The following is an 18,917-nucleotide window of genomic DNA, read 5'->3' on the forward strand; positions in this document are numbered from 1 at the left end:
AGTTAACATAATAATAACCACTCTAGGTTCTCAATGTTATCTTTATCTAACACTAGTTTACTCGCGATTGCTATCTGTTTTATGGTTATTTGTTTAGCTGTTATTTGTTTGCGGGTAGTAAGTCAACTCAAGGCTAAACAAGCATTAAAAGAAGAACTTGCGCAACATGACAATTTTGCCCTAGGAATTAGTTTTGCGTCAGAAATCAGTGTGGTGATCGCGACTGTAGCATTTTTATTTGATGAAATTAATATCAACGCAGCCCAATCAAACCCGCTTAAAATGATTGTACTAATAGTACTGCTGTTTACTTTTATTAAGGTAGGCCACTTGATCCACCGCAAATGGATTTTGCACCGTTTTAATGAAGAAGCCGCCATACTAAAGCAAAATGTCTGTGCCGCGTTGGTGGATTCAGGCATGTTGATCGCTAACTGTATTATTACATTAGGGCTTTACAGTTGGTCTCATACCCAAGGGTTTAGCAGCTTACTGATTGCCTTTGTCAGCTTCTTTTTACTGCAAACTATTTTTGCCTTAGACAGTAAATTCCGTGAATATCGCTTTGCTCGCGCCAATCAAGGGGCGTCATTACAAAGTAACTTTAATTTAGAAAACACCTCAATTGGCATTCGTTATGCTGGTAAATCGATTGGCCTTGCATTAGCTATTTATGCGGGTCTTGCCAGTGCCACTTTTCACAGCGGTAAAATGGTTGAGAATTTATTCACATTAGCTTTACATTGCGGCACTATGTGGTTATTACTATACCTATTAACGACTATAATCAAGCTTATCTCACTGCCAAACATTGATACTGCGCTTGAAATTGATCATCAGGATAATATTGGAATAGCTTGCATTGAATTTGCTGTTTTCAGCGCTATAGGCTATTTACTAATAAGTATGTTTTCAATTTAATATTGAAAATGACGTAATACGTGGAGCCTTATGCCGTTTGAAGTAAATAACTATCTACTGATCGACAACGACAGTGAATTCAGCCGGCAATTCACTGAACACTATTTCGCTCAGCCACACGGAACCTGTCCCAGTACCCTTGTTGTTGCTGGTGCAAATACCCGTCACTTAGTTAAATTAATGTTTGATCAGTTGATTAAAGATTATTGCTACTGCGATTTTAGTAATGAAATTAGCGTGTCAGAGCTGGCGAGTTATTTACATGAACATCATAATATTACTGGCGTATTATTTAATCAAACCGATTATTTATTAGCTGATGATAAACAACGTTTTATATTCAACTCTTTACATTCTGTACGGTTTTTAATTAAGGAAGCCGATGATGGCTATCTGTTTGAACCAGTCACAGACATAGCACAAAATAATCACTTATCATGTCAAACCGAAATAGCCGAAACACCACAAAGTTTAGACGCATTATGTGAAAAGCTTAATAATTAGCTAAAATAGCGCTTAACTAATTACCACTGACTCACAATAAGTATTTGCACCTCAGAGATGACTTACATACCATAACGATATTAGCTATTTTTGTTAAAGGTCATCATGCGAGTTCCTCATATTTATCAAGCAAGTCCTATTGTAATTGCCACTGAGCTTCAGTTAGAAGATGATGCCGCAGGCCACATTGGTCGCGTATTACGGATGAAAGTCAGTGAGCATATTTCGTTGTTTAATGGCCAAGGCGGCGAATATCTTTGCGAACTCATTGAAGTAGGAAAAAAATCAGTGGTTGCAATGCCGCTTGAATTTAATGACAAAGATGTTGAATCACCGCTGAGTATTCACCTAGGCCAAGGGATTTCTCGCGGTGATAAAATGGACTTTACCATTCAAAAATCTGTTGAATTAGGGATCACTGAAATCACCCCTATTTTTAGCCAGCGTTGTGGCGTTAAATTAAGCGCCGAGCGACTTGCAAAAAAACACCAGCAATGGCAAAAAATAGCGATTGCTGCAGCAGAGCAATCTGGTCGTAACCGGATCACCACTATTCATCCCCCCATTGACATCAGCCAATGGCTTACACAAAGCAGTGATGAAATTAAACTCACCCTCCACCCTCGTGCAGAGCACAGTATCAAAACAATCAAAGTACCAAGTGCTGGCGTGCGGTTTTTAGTTGGCCCTGAAGGTGGCTTCACCGATGATGAAATAGCCCAAACCAAACAACAAGAATTTGTTGATATTCGTATTGGTCCTCGCGTGTTACGAACAGAAACTGCCGCTTTAACGGTCTTAAGTGCATTACAGCTACAATTTGGCGATTTAGCTAATTGAAATTAGTAGAACTACCCTCATATCAATAGCAATATATTCAGTAAGGCAAGCGAACATGGCAATTAAGTTAGGTATAATTTCAGATCCGATCAGCGGGTTTAACATCAAAAAAGACACTGGATTTGCAATGATGATGCAAGCCCAAAGCCGTGGTTATGACATTTACTACATGGAAATGAACGATCTTTCATTACGTAAAGGCAAAGCCTATGCAACCGCAGCTAAAGCAACCGTATTTGATGATGAAAACCATTGGTATGAGCTTGCAGAAAAGGCCACTATTGCCCTAGCTGATTTAGATGTTATTTTAATGCGTAAAGATCCACCATTTGATACTGAATACATTTACGCAACTTACATCTTAGAACGTGCTGAACTTGCAGGCACACTTATTATTAATAAGCCACAAAGCCTACGCGATGCAAACGAAAAGTTATTCACCGCCTGGTTTAGTGAGCATACCCCTGACACGTTAGTAACCCGTTGTAAGCACCAAGTTCGGGCTTTTTTGGCTGAACATAAAGACATCATTCTAAAACCTTTAGATGGTATGGGTGGCGCTTCTATTTTCCGCGTTCGAGAAGATGACGCCAACATCGGGGTTATTTGTGAAACACTCACCGAGCATGGTAACCGTTTTGCCATGGCACAAAACTATATCCCCGAAATCAAGCAAGGTGATAAACGCGTATTAGTGGTCGATGGCGAAGTGATCCCATATTGCCTAGCCCGCATTCCACAAAATGGCGAAACACGTGGTAACTTAGCAGTTGGTGGCCGTGGTGAAGCACGCCCAATTAGTGATTCAGATCGTAGAATTGCCGAAGCCGTGGCACCAACATTAAAAGCCAAAGGGCTTATTTTTGTCGGTCTCGATATCATTGGTGATAAGCTAACAGAAATAAACGTTACAGCACCTACCTGCGTCAAAGAAATTGAAGCTGCCTATGATATTTCAATCACCGGCCGTTTATTTGATGCCATAGAAAGAAAACTGAGCCATACTTAATGTGATTTAATAATAAGGGGTATCGTTATGCAATCATTAGAAAATCATTTTTTAATCGCAATGCCATCAATGCAAGACCCTTTTTTTAAACGTGCTGTCGCGTATATTTGTGAGCACAATGAAGACGGGGCTATGGGGCTGGTGATCAACCAGCCAATCAATATTACAGTCGGCGACTTGCTCGACAAAATAGAGATTGATAACGACAAATCAACCCAGGCAGCAAGTGTTGCGGTATTTGCAGGAGGACCGGTAAAAACCGATCGTGGTTTTGTACTGCATTCTCCAAAAGCAGGTTATAGCGCAAGCCAAGAACTTAGTAGCGAAATTATGATCACCACATCCAAAGATGTGTTAGCAAGTTTAACCACAGCCCAAGCACCGGAGCAGTTTATTATTACACTGGGCTATGCGGGTTGGGAGCAAGGCCAGCTCGAACAAGAACTACTCGAAAATTCATGGCTCATTATAAAAGCCGATCCTGATATTATTTTTAACACACCAATAGAGCAACGCTGGGAAAAAGCTGTCGCGACGCTCGGTTTTGATATTAGCCAATTAAGTTCGGAAGCTGGCCATGCATAAGCATGGTCAACCACAATTTTAAAGCACAGAGATAGCATGACTAAAAAACAACTAAAGCCCAAAGGTGAACGTACCGTAATGGGCTTTGATTTTGGCACCACCAGCATTGGTGTTGCTATCGGCCAAGAACTCACAGGAACCGCATCGAGCCTAACCGCGATCAAAGCGAAAGATGGTATTCCAAATTGGGATTTTATTAAAAAGCATGTCGATAATTGGCAACCTGATTTACTGGTGGTTGGATTACCGCTTAATATGGATGGCACAAATCAAGAAGTCACCTTTAAAGCTAAAAAGTTTGCCAACCGCTTACATAATCACTATGGACTGCCTGTAGAAACCCAAGACGAACGTTTAACCACCGCAGATGCAAAAGCACGATTATTTGAGCAAGGCGGTTACCGTAGCTTAGGTAAAGGAAATGTCGATAATATGTCGGCTGTTATTATTTTGGAAAGTTTCTTTGAGCAAGCTTACGGATAAGAATAGCAATCGATTGAGCTGTCGCCATCGCAAAAAATGAGTTACTAACAACATAAAAACCAGCTGTTTAAGTAACCATTTTATGCGCTTTTTCATACTACGGATCTTTTGGCTCTAACCCGTCAATGGTTACTCCCTGTAAAAAACCAGCCCCTTGCTGTTCATTATTTCGAAGCTTGATCATCAAACGTAAATCGTTAGGCGAATCAGCATGATGTAACGCATCTGCATAGTTGATACGTTGCTGTTTATAGAGCTCAAATAACGCCTGATCAAAGGTTTGCATCCCCATGTCTTTCGCTTTAGCCATGGCTTCTTTTATGCCGCCAATGTCGCCTTTTTTGATAAGCTCGCCGATAATCGGGGTATTCAATAAAATTTCGATAGCAGCTACTCGACCATTGCCATCAGCTGTAGGCACTAGTTGTTGTGCTATAATAGCGCGTAGATTTAAGGATAGATCATACTTTAGCTTATCGTGCTTTTCTTTAGGCACCAAATGCATAATACGGTCAATTGCTTGATTAGCGTTATTGGCATGTAATGTAGCAACACATAAATGCCCGGTTTCAGCAAAACTAAGTGCATATTCCATGGTCTCTTGCGAACGTATTTCACCAATTAAGATTACATCAGGGGCTTGGCGTAATGAGCTTTTTAACGCCGCCTCAAAACTTTCCGTATCTAAGCCAACTTCACGCTGAGTAATAATACTTTTGCGATGTTCATGAACAAATTCAATTGGGTCTTCAATGGTCAAGATATGCCCACGCTGATTACGGTTACGGTAACCTAACAATGCAGCTAACGACGTTGATTTACCGGTGCCAGTACCACCGACAAACAGCACTAAACCACGTTTAGCCATGATCACATCGGTCAATGTCGACGGTAAACCAAGCTCAGCAACATTAGGAATTTGTGTTACGATGCGGCGAATAACCATACCTGCACAGTCTCGCTGCCAAAATGCCGAGATCCTAAAACGTCCTTCATCTGTGGCAATTGCAAAATTACACTCTTTGGTATTATGAAATTCTGCTTTTTGTTTTTCGCTCATCGCTGATTCAACTAACTCAAGCGACTGCTCGTCTGATATTTTTTCGTCGCCCAGTGCTATCAATTCGCCATTAATCTTTGCGCTGACTGGCAATTGGCTCGATACAAATAAATCCGAACCTTGCTTTTCAATCATCAAATGTAAAAAGTAATCAAGAGAATGTGTCATTACTGTTCCTACGGGCCTAACCACCGAAATTATTTTTATCTTGTGCTTTAGCACGCGCTTCAGCATTGCTAACAACACCGTGATTCACTAAATTGATTAAACACTGATCCATAGTTTGCATACCATGCGATGCGCCAGTTTGAATCGACGAATACATTTGCGCAATTTTATCTTCGCGGATAAGGTTACGGATCGCAGGCACTGCAATCATAATTTCATGGGCGGCGACCCGCCCGCCACCAATTTTTTTCAACAGGGTTTGTGAAATAACTGCGCGTAATGACTCTGAAAGCATTGAGCGGATCATGCTTTTTTCTTCACCAGGAAACACATCGATAATACGGTCAATGGTTTTTGGCGCAGAGGTGGTATGCAAAGTGCCAAATACTAAATGGCCGGTTTCAGCTGCGCTCATTGCGAGGCGAATGGTTTCTAAATCACGCAACTCACCAACCAAGATCACGTCTGGGTCTTCACGTAAAGCACTACGTAGTGCATTAGAAAAACTATGCGTATCGCGATGCACTTCACGTTGATTAATCAACGATAGCTTATTGTCGTGCACAAACTCAATAGGGTCTTCGATGGTTAAAATATGATGATGCTTATGTTGATTTATATGATCCACCATCGCTGCCAATGTGGTCGATTTACCAGAGCCGGTAGGGCCCGTTACCAATACCAGTCCACGCGGCGTATCTGAGATTGTTTTAAATATATCTGGCGCACCTAAATCATCAAGTGTCAGCACTTCACTAGGAATGGTACGAAATACAGCAGCTGGACCTCGATTAGAGTTAAAGGCATTAACACGAAAACGCGCTAAGTTTGGCACTTCAAACGAAAAATCCACTTCAAGGTTTTGTTCGTAGTCCTTACGTTGATTATCGTTCATAATATCGTACACTAAGCTGTTAACATCTTTGTTTTCCAGCGCTGGTATATTAATACGTCGCACATCACCATCAACACGGATCATTGGCGCGACCCCTGATGATAAGTGTAAATCGGATGCTTTGTGCTGCACACTAAAGGCCAATAATTCGGTAATATCCATTTATGACTCCACAACTAACTGATAATTATATGGTTACAATAGCAGAACGACTTAAATCCGCCTATGCTAGAATTGCCCTCGCGGCAAAAAAACATCATCGTAACGAACATGATGTTTGCTTATTAGCAGTATCAAAAACTAAACCTACTGAATTTATTCTAGCGGCTTATCAACACGGTCACCGAGAATTTGGTGAGTCATACGTTCAAGAAGCTGTTGATAAAATAACTCAATTAGCAAATTATAGCGATATCGTTTGGCATTTCATCGGCCCAATTCAATCAAATAAAACCGCAGCAGTGGCACAACACTTTGATTGGGTGCAAAGTATTGACCGTGAAAAAATAGCAAAACGCCTGAATGATCAACGCCCTGTGACTATGCACCCGCTAAAAGCACTGATCCAAGTAAATATCAGCTTAGAAGCGGCTAAATCTGGTTGCCACCCTGATGAGCTCGATAGCTTAGCTAAATATATTCAACATTGCCCTAATTTAGAATTGCGTGGAGTGATGGCGATCCCAGCCAAAACTGACGATCCACAGCAACAAATACAATATTTTGAGCAATTACGTGCTTGCTTTGATAGACTTAAAGCCCAATATCCTCAAATAGACATCCTGTCGATGGGGATGAGTGGCGATGTCGAGACTGCAATTGCAGCAGGTTCAACCATGGTGCGCATCGGCACGGATATTTTTGGCCAACGAAAAGGTGATAACTAAGATATGACAGATAAAACAATCGCATTCATAGGCACAGGTAATATGAGCTACGCCATTATTGGCGGCATGGTAAAGAAAGGGTTTGCTGCATCAAATATTATTGCAACCAATCGTAACCACGAAAAACTCGCTAAGGTTGCAACAGATTTCGGGGTTAAAACCACCGCAGATAACAACGCAGCACTGCGCGATGCCGATGTTATTGTGTTATCTGTAAAGCCACAAATGATGGCCGACTTATGCCAATCATTTCAAGATTCTGGTATCGACTTTAGCGATAAACTGTTTATTTCAGTGGCTGCGGGTTTAACCATTAAGCGATTACGCGAAATGCTTGGTCAAGACGTAAAAATGGTACGTTGTATGCCAAATACCCCGTCTCTATTAGGACGCGGTGTATCTGGTTTATTTGGTGCCGGCGAAACCGAACAAGAACATGAATTTGTGCAGCAAGTATTTGAATGTACAGGTATTGCCGTGTGGGTTGAGCAAGAATCGCAAATTAACGATGTTATTGCCGTAACGGGTTCATCACCGGCTTACTTTTTCTTATTTATGGAAGCCATAGAAGAAAAAGCCAAAGCACTGGGATTTAGCGATGAAGACGCGCGTCGCTTAGTACAGCAAACCGCATTAGGCGCAGCTGAAATGGCGGTATCACAACCTGATATTAGTATTTCGCAATTACGCGCTAATGTAACATCAAAAGGCGGCACCACCCATGCAGCCGTTGAACATTTAAAAGCACACGGCCTAACAGGAACTGTTGCTGATGCAATGGGTGCCTGTATTACCCGTGCCGAACAAATGGAACAAGAACTTTAAAAGCACTTTTCAGCTTTTAGCCCTATTTACGTTTAAGGTTTTTTAATTAAGGTAAGTTATGACCGCCATGCAATTTTTAATAAGCACACTATTCGATCTATTTTTAATGGTCGTATTAATGCGCTTTTGGCTACAAGCCGCCAAGGCTGATTTCTACAATCCGTTGAGTCAATTTGTAGTCAAAGCGACTTCATTTGCTGTTAATCCACTGCGTAAAATTATTCCAGGGTTAGGTGGTCTAGACTTAGCCTCATTATTACTGGCGTTCATTGTCGCAGCTGCAAAAATTACTGCTCTGATATTTTTAGTAGGCGCGACATGGGAAGTTGGCTTTGTACTGTTAAATGCGCTAGTAACGGTGATTAAAGAAGGCTTAAACTTACTGTTTTGGGTGTTAGTTATTCGCGCACTATTAAGCTGGGTAAGTCAAGGTAACAATCCAATCGAAGCGGTTTTTCACCAACTAACAGAGCCAATGCTAAGACCTATTCGTAAAGTATTACCACCGCTAGGTGGCTTAGACTTATCAATTTTAGTGTTAATTATTGCACTGCAATTTGCCCAGTTTTTGTTTATGGACTTAGTCGGCTAACTTTATTATTAACACAGAGGCCTACTAGGCCTCTTCCTTTAAGAGTCATTTATGAAAAAGCTCGCAAGTATTTTATTTTTTGCACTGGCAGGCATTACCTTTAGTGCTCACAGTGAACAAATGCAAGGCGCACAATACAAAGAACTCGGCCCATGGCAAGTACATTACATTGCATTTCCGTCAACCTTTATTCAACCACAAATAGCCAAAACCTATAGCCTAGAACGTAGTGGTTATAAGGGTATTGTAAATATTTCAATTCTTAAAAAAGATACCGATGCCACAGCGCAAACCGCTATTCTAAAAGGTACAGCTAGAAATTTACTCGGTAATAAACAAACCTTAGATTTTAAAGAGGTCATTGAAGGCGATGCAATTTATTACCTCGCGCAAGTTGATTTTACTAACGAAGAAATTCTGCGCTTTGAAATTGAAATACAACAAGGTAATCAATTTCAAAAGCTGCAGTTCCAACAAAAATTTTACGTAGATTAATTCATGAAAAAAACTTTAGTGTTAGCCACTGGCAATCCGGGTAAAGTCAACGAATTAGCGCAGATGCTAAATCCGCTTGAAATAAGCGTTGTACCACAAAGCGATTTTAACGTGCCAGAAGTCGCCGAAACTGGCACCACCTTTGTTGAAAACGCTATTATTAAAGCGCGTCATGCTGCAAAAATAACGGGGCTACCAGCTATTGCAGACGACTCAGGATTAGAAGTTGATGCCTTAAATGGTGCACCAGGTGTTTACTCAGCACGTTATGCAGGCGAGCACGCCAGCGATCAAGACAATATCAATAAGTTATTAAAAGAATTGGGTGATAACCCTATTCGTACAGCGCGATTTTGGTGTGTACTAGTGCTAATGCGCCACGCCGATGACCCTACCCCACTGATTTGCAGTGCGAGCTGGGAAGGGCAAATTACTCAAAACCAAGACGGGCAAGGTGGCTTTGGTTATGATCCTATTTTTTATGTACCAACACTTCAATGCACCAGCGCACAATTAACTAAAGAACAAAAAAATGCCATTAGCCACCGTGGCCAAGCATTACAAAACTTACTAACTGAGCTTAAGCTCAAAGGCGGCCTGTGAATTTGCCACCATTAAGTTTATATGTGCACGTACCTTGGTGCGTACAAAAATGCCCGTATTGTGATTTTAATAGTCACGGTCAAAAAGGCGACATTCCTGAAAAAGAATATGTACAGCATTTAATTGATGATTTAAAAACTGACTTACACCTTGTGCAAGGGCGAAAAATTCATTCGATCTTTATTGGCGGTGGCACGCCTAGCTTATTAACCGGTGAGGCCTACGTTAATTTATTAACGGCGGTGGATTCATTAATTGGCCTAAGTGAAAACTGCGAGATCACCTTAGAAGCCAACCCTGGTACGGTTGAAACCGGTCGCTTTAAAGACTATGTGGCAGCTGGCATTAATCGTATTTCGATTGGTGTGCAGAGCATGCAAAATGACAAACTCAAAGCGTTGGGGCGTATTCACGGCGCGAATGAAGCCACTTATGCCGCAGAGCAAGCTCATGAAGCTGGTTTAAAAAGCTTTAATCTTGATTTAATGCACGGCTTACCGGGGCAATCTGTTACTGATGCGCTGAGCGACTTGAAAAAAGTCATCGCTCTTAATCCGCCACATATTTCGTGGTATCAGTTAACGATTGAAGCCAATACTCAATTTGCCTCTAAACCGCCAACGTTACCGGCCGATGACACCTTGTGGGATATTCAAGAGCAAGGCCAAGCTTTACTTACTGAAGCAGGTTATCAGCAATATGAAATTTCTGGCTATGCAAAACCGGGCTTCCAATGCCAACATAACTTGAATTATTGGCGTTTTGGCGATTATTTAGGCATTGGTTGTGGTGCCCATGGTAAGATAACCGATGCTAAAACAGGCATCATTACCCGCACTGAGAAAGTAAAACATCCTCGCGGTTATATGGATTTAGCTAAGCCCTACTTATTTAAACAGTGGCCAGTTGAACAGCACGACTTACCGTTTGAATTCTTTATGAATCGCTTACGGTTATTTGAAGCCTGCCCAATTAGTGACTTCACAGCCTTAACTCAGTTACCGCTGCAAAGCCAAGCTGATGCGCTGCAACAAGCCATTGCCAAGGGTTTGCTTAATCAAACGGATAGCCATCACTGGCAGGTAAGCCAAAAAGGTCATCGTTTTTTAAATGACCTGCTAGAATTGTTTGTGTAATAACAACACAAACTTTACTAACAAATACATACTAATAATTAATAATAACCTTCAATGGTTTCTAACAACAAAAGGGAAAACATGCGTAAACTTACCTTTATCGCCGCCGCAGTGAGTATTGCACTGCTAGGTGGTTGCCAGCAAACACCTGAGCAACAAAGCACGCCAACTGTACAAGCACAACCAGTACAAAGCGAAATAGACAAAGCCAATGCGTTTTTCGAAAATACTTTTAATCGTGATGTAATGAGCAGCCCAGTTTATCAAACATACATGGGTATCAAACAAGACTACGACAAATGGGATGACGGTAGCGAAGCGCGCGTGCTGAAAGATCATCAACAAAAAAAAGATGATTTAGTGGCATTAAACGCAATTAACCGAGAACTCCTCGATGACACCACAAAAGTTAGTTATGACCTTAAAAAGCAAGATCTTGAAAACAGCATTGCTGATTTTAAATGGCGCTATCATAACTACCCAGTGAACCAAATGTTTGGTACTCACTCAATGATCCCGGCCTTTTTAATCAACCAACACCAGATTGCTGATGTTGCCGATGCCAAAGCCTATATCTCACGTTTAAATGGCGTAACTACGGTTATTGATCAACTGCTCACCGATTTAGCAGTTCGTGCTGATAAAGGCATTATCGCCCCTAAATTTGTATTCCCGCATGTAATTGATTCAAGTAAAAATATCATTCACGGCGCGCCATTTGAACAAGGTGATGATTCCACCTTACTTGCCGACTTTAAACGTAAAGTTGCAAAGCTTGAAATTGCTCAAGCTGATAAAGACGCGTTGATCAGCGATGCTGAAAAAGCCCTCAAAGCGGCTGTAAAACCATCTTACTCTAAGTTGATTAATTACTTAGCACAGCTTAAAAAGCGTGCTGATGATCGTGATGGTGCATGGAAGTTTCCTGATGGCGAAGCGTTTTACAACAACGCATTAGCGCGCACTACTACCACTGATTTAACCGCTAAAGAAATCCACACTATTGGTTTAGCTGAAGTTTCACGTATTCATGACGAAATGCGCCAAATCAAAGAAAAAGTTGGCTTTAAAGGCGATTTAAAAGCCTTTATGCAGTTTATGAAAACTGATAAACAGTTTTACTATCCAAATACTGCACAAGGTAAACAACGCTACCTTGATGAAGCAACTGGACTTATCAACACTATGAAGTCACGCTTAGACGAGCTATTCATTGTTAAACCAAAAGCCGACTTAAAAGTAAAAGCAGTAGAAGCATTCCGTGAAAAAGCCGCAGGTAAAGCATTTTATCAACAACCTGCACCGGATGGCTCACGCCCAGGTATTTACTACGCTAACCTTTACGACATGGAAGCAATGCCAACGTATCAAATGGAGGCACTGGCTTATCACGAAGGTATTCCTGGTCACCACATGCAAATTGCAATTTCGCAAGAGCTTGAAGATGTGCCTAAGTTCCGTAAATTCGGTGGCTACACTGCCTATATAGAGGGCTGGGGCTTGTACTCAGAGTTATTACCAAAAGAAATGGGCATGTATGCAGACCCTTATTCAGACTTTGGCCGTTTATCAATGGAGTTATGGCGCGCATGCAGATTGGTGGTTGATACTGGTATCCACGAAATGAAGTGGACTCGCCAACAGGGTATTGATTACTACGTGAATAACACCCCTAACGCCACTTCTGACGGCGTTAAAATGGTTGAGCGTCACATTGTAATGCCTTCACAAGCAACGGCTTACAAAGTGGGTATGCTGAAGATTTTAGAGCTACGAGAAGCTGCGAAAGTAAAACTAGGCGACAAGTTTGATATTCGCCAATTCCACGATGTAGTACTTAAAAATGGTGCTGTGCCACTTAACGTACTTGAGAGCTTTGTTGATGAATGGGTTGCAGGTAAGCTAGCAGTTTAAGCATGCTTACTTTATAACATACATAAAGGCCGTACCTACGGCCTTTTTTATTGCCTGAAAAATAAACACTTGACCAACAATTGCTTTACGCTAGGATAAAGCAATTGACACACAAGCAACATATTGGGTTGGCATAGCTTATAAAAACATGGATGTATATAAACAATTTTTATCTTTAAGTAGCTTTACAGCACTTAATCATTTTAGTCGTATTTTACTGACTTTATTTTTAGCCCGACTGCTCAGTGCTGAGCAATTTGGTACTTTCGGCGCACTGCTTGCACTGTGTGAAATATTGCTATTACCTGCCAGCATGGGATTTTCAGCCTCATTAATGCGCTTGAGTTATCCGCTCTACAAAGCTCAACAACATGATTTACTGCAAGGGCTTAAGCGTGTCTATTTAGTTGCATCGTGTTTGTTTGGTATCTTATTGGTCAGCTGTGTGGTGGCTACATTTAGCTATGTTTCTCCCCACCAAACAGCCAAAGAGCATATTTTTTATTTACTGCTATTAGTGCCTGTGGGAGCAATAATGCAAAGCCAAGCGGCCTTTTTAATTGCGCTCAATAAAACCAAAGTGGGATTGTTTACACAGCAATGTTTATTTGAGATTTTGACCACACTCTTCTGTTTTATGGTATTTATGATTGGCGGTGGACTATCACTGGCTGTTATTTGCCAGTTACTATTTAGCGCTTTAGTGTGTGGTGATTTATCAGTATTGGTTGATAAAAAAGACTATCGAGCCAAGCCCCGCTCGCTACCAAACAAAGCAATGGTGCAGCTCATCGTTAATTATGTTGGCAAGTGGCGCCGGAACAGTGTTGGTTGCAAAGTTAGATGTGTTGCTGGTGCATCATTGGTTTGGGGCCACTGGCGTCAGTGTGTTTTTTCCTGTGATTTTAATCGCAGGGTTATTAACTATCATAGGGAACGCCGCCAGCCAGTTTTTGAAACCTATTTTGATGGCTAACACCGCTCCCTATCAGCAAGTCAGTGAACTGATGCGCTTGTTATGGAAGTTAAATTGCGGCGCAATTATCACCTTAGCAGTGATTGCCCACCCTTTACTTACGCTCTATGGTGAAAAGCAACTCGAAGCAGGGCATCAGTTACTGCTGATATTGTTACTGGGTCAATTGTTTTTGCCAGCGCGAATATTGGCCAGCAGTATCATTAAGTTAAACGGTAATCCATTACATAACTTATATGTTTTATTAGCCGCCACTAGCATTACCTTGATAGTGGCTTGGTGTTTAAAAGACCGCTACGGGATAATTGGAGTCGCCACTGCATTTAGTTTTGGTTTTATACTTGGTGCACTATGTCGGGTAGCGATAATAGTTAAAACCATGCGGGTGCCAGTAGCTGTATTATTAGGCACCCATAATAAACCATCCTCAATCAGATAAATAATATTCGACGCTGGTTACAACTCGCACTTTTTTGATCTGCGGGGTATTTGAATCTCGGTCTATGATGCTAAATTGTCCTTGTCTTGCGGTGCGAATTTTACCAAGTTTTGACTGTGAGTCCTTGGCAAATTTTAATGCCACTTCGCGAGCTTTTTCAGTTGCTTCTTGCACCATTGCTGGTTTTATATTATTTAGCCCTGAGAACAAATATTCAATGCGGGTTTCATAATTATCTTGCACAATCGCAATGCCTTGTTTAGCTAGCTGACCCACTTTAGTTAAGGCATTTTGCACTTTATCGGGCTGCTGCGAATACACGGTAATATTAGCGCGGGCAATATAGCGAAATTGTTGATTTTCAGCGCCGTATTCCCGCGCTTGTTTATCAACAATTGATTGTCTACCTTGACTGATCTCTTGTTCATCAAAGCCATGCAGTTTTAAAAAAGCGATCACTGCGGCATTTTTCTGCTCAACGCGTTCAACTAACTTTTCGAGGTTATTGTCCGCATCACTAAATTGTACCGGCCAGATCACTGTATCAGCAGTTACTTCACGCTCAGCTAATCCTTTAACCACAACCGTACGCTCCATATTTTTTACATCAAGTGCTGCGGATTTTAAAATCCATCCGCAGCCAAGTATGGCAACACCCAAGACAGCTGCGCCAAGCAACTGGTAATACCCATTTGACTTATTCATTTAATGATCCTTTGATAATAATCAATTATATGTGGTTATGATGCTCGAAAAATCCACCTAAACAGGTTACATTGAGCATATACCCAAACCACCTCAAGATGCGAGCGTCGTTAGCAAAAAGATTCTATGCATCACCTCGCTAAAAAACAAATAACTGGCAAGGAAAGACCATGAGTGTAAAACGCATTAATCAGTTTTTCAACCCGACTTCGGTAGCCGTTATAGGTGCATCGAATAACGTTTCCCGGGCAGGGTTTGTAGTCATGCGCAACTTATTACAAGGCGGATTTAACGGCCCTATCATGCCAGTAAGCCCTACTAACAGCGCTGTACACGGCGTCCTGGCCTACTCGTCTATTGCAGCGCTACCGAAAATACCGGATCTTGCGGTTATTTGTACGAACAAACACACTCTACATAATATTATTGCAGAGCTGGGAGAGTTTGGCTGTAAAAATGCGATTGTGATCGCAGCCGGACTCAATCATAAACAAAAATCAGCACTGCAAGAAGCCGCAAAACAAGCCAAAGTATCGTTACTTGGCCCTAATTGTTTGGGTTTACTGATCCCCCATATTGGCCTTAATGCGAGTTTTTCTCACACTATCGCAAGCCCTGGTAAATTAGCGTTTATTTCACAATCTGCGGCAGTATGCTCCACTATTTTAGATTGGGCAAAACATAAAGAAATTGGCTTTTCCTATTTTGTTTCTGTAGGAGACTGTTTAGATATCGACTTTGCTGAACTACTCGACTTTTTAGGTCGCGATGCAAAAACGAAGGCTATTTTGCTGTACATCGATAACATAGAGAATATCCGCAGCTTTATTTCAGCTGCCCGTGCCGCTGCGTTTAGTAAACCGGTGATCGCCATTAAAACCGGTAAAACTGCCGCCGGAGCACTCGCCGCAGAAATCCACACCGGCGGCAAGCAAAGTTCAGATGCGGTGTATGACGCCCTATTCCAACGCGCAGGTATGTTGCGGGTAAATGATTTAACTGAACTGTTTGCTGCTACACAAACACTGGCCATGCATCCTAAATTATTAAAGGTGGAACAACTCACCATTTTAACTAATGGCGGCGGCCCCGGCGTAATGGCCGTTGATAGCTTATTACAAAGTTCTGGTAAGCTGGCACAATTGAGTGAAGAAACCCGTGCGGCGCTCAATAAAGTGATCCCACAATCGGATATGACCTCTAATCCGGTGGACATTTTTGGTGACTCCGTTCCGGCACGCTACCAACAAGCCCTGGAAATTTTATTACATGCTAAGGAAGTAAAAAATCTGCTGATCATTCATACGCCATCAGCCCTTGCACCAAGTGAAGACTATGCATTAATTATCGCTGAAACGTTGAATAAACTACCGAAAATGGCGCGTCCTTATATGATCACAAATTTTATGGGGGAAGATGCCGCCTATGCAGCTCGTCGCGTGTGTAGCAACTACGGCATTCCTACCTATCGTACCCCTGAGGGTGCAGTTCGTGCTTTTATGCACTTAGTAAGCTATCGCCGTAATCAAAAACATTTAACCCAAACTCCAGAGTCAAACACCGATGACGCCAAAATCAATAAACACGCTGCAAAAGCGCTCGTAAATGAGTTTTTGGCAGAGCAACAAAGCTATTTATCAACTCATCAAGCAAGCAAAATACTCGATCATTATGGGGTTGAATGTATTCAAACCGAAGTCGCCTACACACCAACAGAAGCCAAAGAGCAAGCCATAGAGCTAGGCTTTCCTGTAGCACTGAAACTGATCAGTCCTAGTATTCCGTCTAAATCAGAAGTCGGTGGCGTGGTACTTAACTTAAACGATGCGCAGGAAGTAGAGCAAACCGCCTTTGCAATGCTATTGAGAATAAAAAACACGTATCCCGATGCGATTATTGAAGGCTTTTCACTGCAAAAAATGGCTCCCAGAGCGGGTGCCAATGAACTACGTATTGCGATAAAAACAGAACCGAATTTTGGTCCTGTAATACTTCTAGGAGAAGCCGGTACTGGGCTAGAGTTTGCTCAAGCAGCAGTTGCTTTACCACCTTTGAATATGAACTTAGCAAAGTATTTAATTGCTGCGGCGCATGATAAAAGCGTGCTTAAAGAGCGCATTTTGCCTGAGAAAGTTGATAAGTATCGCCTCTGTGCACTGCTTACGCGAATTTCACAACTGGTCATTGATCAACCCGATATAACGTCGGTTGAGTTAAATCCTATTTTAGCCAGTAATGGGCATTTTTTGGTGCTTGATGCCACCATGACGCTGAGTCACTACCAAGTACAATCACATCGTAAGCGGTTATCTATTCGCCCTTACCCGATTGAACTGGTTAAACAAGTGACGCTGAAAAATAATACCCACGCGACACTCAGACCAATAAAACCAGAAGATGAACAAGCGCACCAAGAGTTTGATCAATCCCTAAGTAAAGAAGATCGCTACAAACGCTTTTTTGGTGAGCTGCCGCAGTTTAACCACGATCAACTCGCTAAAATGACACAAATTGACTACGATCGTGAAATGGCATTTATTATCACTCAAGATAACGCTACGCTTGGCGTCTCTCGGGTGTTAATGGATCCAGATAAAGTGCATGCCGAATTTGCCATTGTAGTACGCTCAAACTGCCAAGGTCTTGGCTTAGGTGGCTTATTAATGCATGCCGCCATTGAGTATTGCCAAAGCCAAGGCGTGCAATTTATTGAAGGTATCACCCTAACGGAAAATACCGGCATGATTGAATTAGCCCGAAAGCTAGGCTTTAAGATCAGCCGCGACTTTGAAGAAGGCAGTATAAATATGGTACTTGCTTTAACTTGCAGAAACGAACACGGATAATAATTTGGATAATTTACGTAAACGCACAGCGCTATTTTTTGAAGGTAATGGGGAATACCGTAAGACGGGTCACTATATCGATATATTTCTAATATCGCTGATCATGATTAACGTCGTTGCGATTGTGCTTGAATCAATTGCGAGTTTAGCTCAGCAATATAAGCATGAATTTTTAATATTAGAGTTAGGCTCAGTGATCATATTTGCTATCGAGTATTTACTTCGCCTTTGGTCATGCGTAGAACGTGCCGAGTACAAAAGCTTAGACTGTGGTAATTTTCAACGCCGTTTAAAATATTTACTGTCCCCTTTAGCTTTAATTGATCTCATGGCAATTCTGCCTACGATCTTAATGATGTTTATCACCTTTGATTTGCGTTTTTTGAGAGTCCTCAGGCTACTACGTGTTTTTAAGCTCACTCGTTACTCACGAGCAATGCAGCTACTTTTACAATCATTTCGTGATGAAAGCAGTTCACTTTTGGCCGCATTCTTTATAATGGCAGTGGTGCTAATTTTAGCTTCCTGCGGAATTTACTTAATTGAACACGCTGTACAACCGGATAAATTTGGCTCCATTCCCGATGCCATGTGGTGGGCAATGGCAACGCTGACCACTGTAGGTTATGGTGACGTTGTGCCAGTAACAGCGCTGGGGCGTTTCTTTGGCGGCGTGATCACATTACTGAGTATGGGAATGGTAGCAATACCCACCGGCTTATTAGCTTCGAGCTTCTCTGAACAGCTACGTAAACGTAGGATCATGTTTAGTGATGCGGTGCATGAATGTCTGCATGATGGCGAGCTAGATGGTAAACTAGATGATGCGCAACTGGAACACCTAGAGAATTTGCGCTGTAAGCTTGGTTTAAGTAAGCAAGAAGCAAACAAAGCAGTTAAGTATCAACTTAGTGCACGCACTAAAAACCTTTATTGTCGTCACTGCGGTGAACGCCAAGACTAGATATAGCTTCTAGTTAAAATTTCAAGTATTTAGGGCATCAACACCCCGATTGGTTGAATTGTGGTGTTGA

General features: G+C 41.7%; 20 protein-coding genes. 17 read left to right on the top strand and 3 right to left on the bottom strand.

What is annotated here, in order from left to right:
- The first annotated feature begins 33 nt into the window (after positions 1 to 33).
- The 6 genes from HHO47_RS09145 (at position 34) to ruvX (ending at position 4,342) form a co-directional block, all read left to right on the top strand.
- A complete protein-coding gene (locus HHO47_RS09145; protein WP_169020016.1) occupies positions 34 to 921 on the top strand; it encodes a hypothetical protein in 888 nt (295 codons plus the stop codon).
- A 30-nt stretch (positions 922 to 951) separates the two neighbouring features.
- Entirely contained in the window at positions 952 to 1,425 is a 474-nt protein-coding gene (locus HHO47_RS09150) for a hypothetical protein (RefSeq protein ID WP_169020017.1), read from the top strand.
- A 105-nt stretch (positions 1,426 to 1,530) separates the two neighbouring features.
- Positions 1,531 to 2,265 (top strand): 16S rRNA (uracil(1498)-N(3))-methyltransferase, encoded by a 735-nt coding sequence (gene rsmE / locus HHO47_RS09155; RefSeq protein WP_169020018.1) that lies wholly within the window; start codon positions 1,531 to 1,533, stop codon positions 2,263 to 2,265.
- 55 nt (positions 2,266 to 2,320) lie between these two features.
- Positions 2,321 to 3,274, top strand: a complete 954-nt coding sequence (gene gshB / locus HHO47_RS09160; protein WP_169020019.1) for a glutathione synthase — start codon at positions 2,321 to 2,323, stop codon at positions 3,272 to 3,274.
- 27 nt (positions 3,275 to 3,301) lie between these two features.
- The gene (locus HHO47_RS09165) at positions 3,302 to 3,859 is read left to right on the top strand and encodes a YqgE/AlgH family protein (RefSeq protein ID WP_169020020.1); all 558 of its coding nucleotides are present in this window, start codon (positions 3,302 to 3,304) and stop codon (positions 3,857 to 3,859) included.
- Positions 3,860 to 3,895: 36 nt separating this feature from the next.
- Positions 3,896 to 4,342, top strand: coding sequence for a Holliday junction resolvase RuvX (gene ruvX, locus HHO47_RS09170; RefSeq protein ID WP_169020021.1), 447 nt, complete (start codon positions 3,896 to 3,898; stop codon positions 4,340 to 4,342).
- A 97-nt stretch (positions 4,343 to 4,439) separates the two neighbouring features.
- Here the strand turns inward: ruvX and HHO47_RS09175 are convergent, their stop codons facing one another.
- A complete protein-coding gene (locus tag HHO47_RS09175) occupies positions 4,440 to 5,570 on the bottom strand; it encodes a PilT/PilU family type 4a pilus ATPase (RefSeq protein ID WP_169020022.1) in 1,131 nt (376 codons plus the stop codon).
- A gap of 16 nt (positions 5,571 to 5,586) precedes the next feature.
- The gene (locus tag HHO47_RS09180) at positions 5,587 to 6,627 is read right to left on the bottom strand and encodes a type IV pilus twitching motility protein PilT (RefSeq protein ID WP_169020023.1); all 1,041 of its coding nucleotides are present in this window, start codon (positions 6,625 to 6,627) and stop codon (positions 5,587 to 5,589) included.
- 2 nt (positions 6,628 to 6,629) lie between these two features.
- On the opposite strand from HHO47_RS09180, the gene HHO47_RS09185 reads away from it, so the two are divergent.
- The 9 genes from HHO47_RS09185 to HHO47_RS09225 all read left to right on the top strand — a co-directional run bounded on the left by HHO47_RS09185 (position 6,630) and on the right by HHO47_RS09225 (position 14,332).
- Positions 6,630 to 7,352 carry a YggS family pyridoxal phosphate-dependent enzyme gene (locus HHO47_RS09185; RefSeq protein WP_169020024.1) on the top strand — a complete coding sequence of 241 codons (723 nt, stop codon included), beginning with the start codon at positions 6,630 to 6,632 and terminating at the stop codon, positions 7,350 to 7,352.
- A gap of 3 nt (positions 7,353 to 7,355) precedes the next feature.
- Positions 7,356 to 8,177 (top strand): pyrroline-5-carboxylate reductase, encoded by an 822-nt coding sequence (proC, locus tag HHO47_RS09190; protein WP_169020025.1) that lies wholly within the window; start codon positions 7,356 to 7,358, stop codon positions 8,175 to 8,177.
- Positions 8,178 to 8,235: 58 nt separating this feature from the next.
- Positions 8,236 to 8,769 (top strand): YggT family protein, encoded by a 534-nt coding sequence (locus HHO47_RS09195; protein ID WP_169020026.1) that lies wholly within the window; start codon positions 8,236 to 8,238, stop codon positions 8,767 to 8,769.
- 51 nt (positions 8,770 to 8,820) lie between these two features.
- Positions 8,821 to 9,264 (top strand): DUF4426 domain-containing protein, encoded by a 444-nt coding sequence (locus HHO47_RS09200; RefSeq protein ID WP_169020027.1) that lies wholly within the window; start codon positions 8,821 to 8,823, stop codon positions 9,262 to 9,264.
- A gap of 3 nt (positions 9,265 to 9,267) precedes the next feature.
- Entirely contained in the window at positions 9,268 to 9,867 is a 600-nt protein-coding gene (locus tag HHO47_RS09205) for an XTP/dITP diphosphatase (RefSeq protein ID WP_169020028.1), read from the top strand.
- Positions 9,864 to 11,003: a radical SAM family heme chaperone HemW gene (hemW, locus tag HHO47_RS09210; RefSeq protein ID WP_169020029.1), complete on the top strand. Its 1,140-nt coding sequence runs from the start codon at positions 9,864 to 9,866 to the stop codon at positions 11,001 to 11,003. Before HHO47_RS09205 ends, hemW begins: the two co-directional genes overlap by 4 nt.
- Positions 11,004 to 11,084: 81 nt before the next feature.
- The gene (locus HHO47_RS09215; RefSeq protein WP_169020030.1) at positions 11,085 to 12,917 is read left to right on the top strand and encodes a DUF885 domain-containing protein; all 1,833 of its coding nucleotides are present in this window, start codon (positions 11,085 to 11,087) and stop codon (positions 12,915 to 12,917) included.
- Positions 12,918 to 13,065: 148 nt separating this feature from the next.
- A complete protein-coding gene (locus HHO47_RS09220; RefSeq protein WP_169020031.1) occupies positions 13,066 to 13,893 on the top strand; it encodes an oligosaccharide flippase family protein in 828 nt (275 codons plus the stop codon).
- On the top strand, positions 13,886 to 14,332 hold the full coding sequence (locus HHO47_RS09225; protein WP_169020032.1) for a hypothetical protein: 447 nt from the start codon (positions 13,886 to 13,888) through the stop codon (positions 14,330 to 14,332). The genes HHO47_RS09220 and HHO47_RS09225 overlap by 8 nt, the downstream gene beginning before the upstream one ends.
- Here the strand turns inward: HHO47_RS09225 and HHO47_RS09230 are convergent.
- Complete coding sequence (locus HHO47_RS09230) at positions 14,321 to 15,037, bottom strand: SIMPL domain-containing protein (RefSeq protein ID WP_169020033.1); 717 nt, start codon at positions 15,035 to 15,037, stop codon at positions 14,321 to 14,323. The genes HHO47_RS09225 and HHO47_RS09230 overlap by 12 nt on opposite strands.
- A gap of 170 nt (positions 15,038 to 15,207) precedes the next feature.
- On the opposite strand from HHO47_RS09230, the gene HHO47_RS09235 reads away from it, so the two are divergent.
- Both HHO47_RS09235 and HHO47_RS09240 read left to right on the top strand, forming a co-directional pair.
- On the top strand, positions 15,208 to 17,883 hold the full coding sequence (locus HHO47_RS09235) for a bifunctional acetate--CoA ligase family protein/GNAT family N-acetyltransferase (protein ID WP_169020034.1): 2,676 nt from the start codon (positions 15,208 to 15,210) through the stop codon (positions 17,881 to 17,883).
- Between the two features lie 4 nt (positions 17,884 to 17,887).
- The gene (locus tag HHO47_RS09240) at positions 17,888 to 18,847 is read left to right on the top strand and encodes an ion transporter (protein ID WP_169020035.1); all 960 of its coding nucleotides are present in this window, start codon (positions 17,888 to 17,890) and stop codon (positions 18,845 to 18,847) included.
- The last annotated feature ends 70 nt before the right edge of the window (positions 18,848 to 18,917 follow it).

Origin of the sequence: Pseudoalteromonas arctica, from assembly GCF_012927645.1 — a bacterium.
GTDB lineage: Bacteria > Pseudomonadota > Gammaproteobacteria > Enterobacterales > Alteromonadaceae > Pseudoalteromonas > Pseudoalteromonas arctica_A.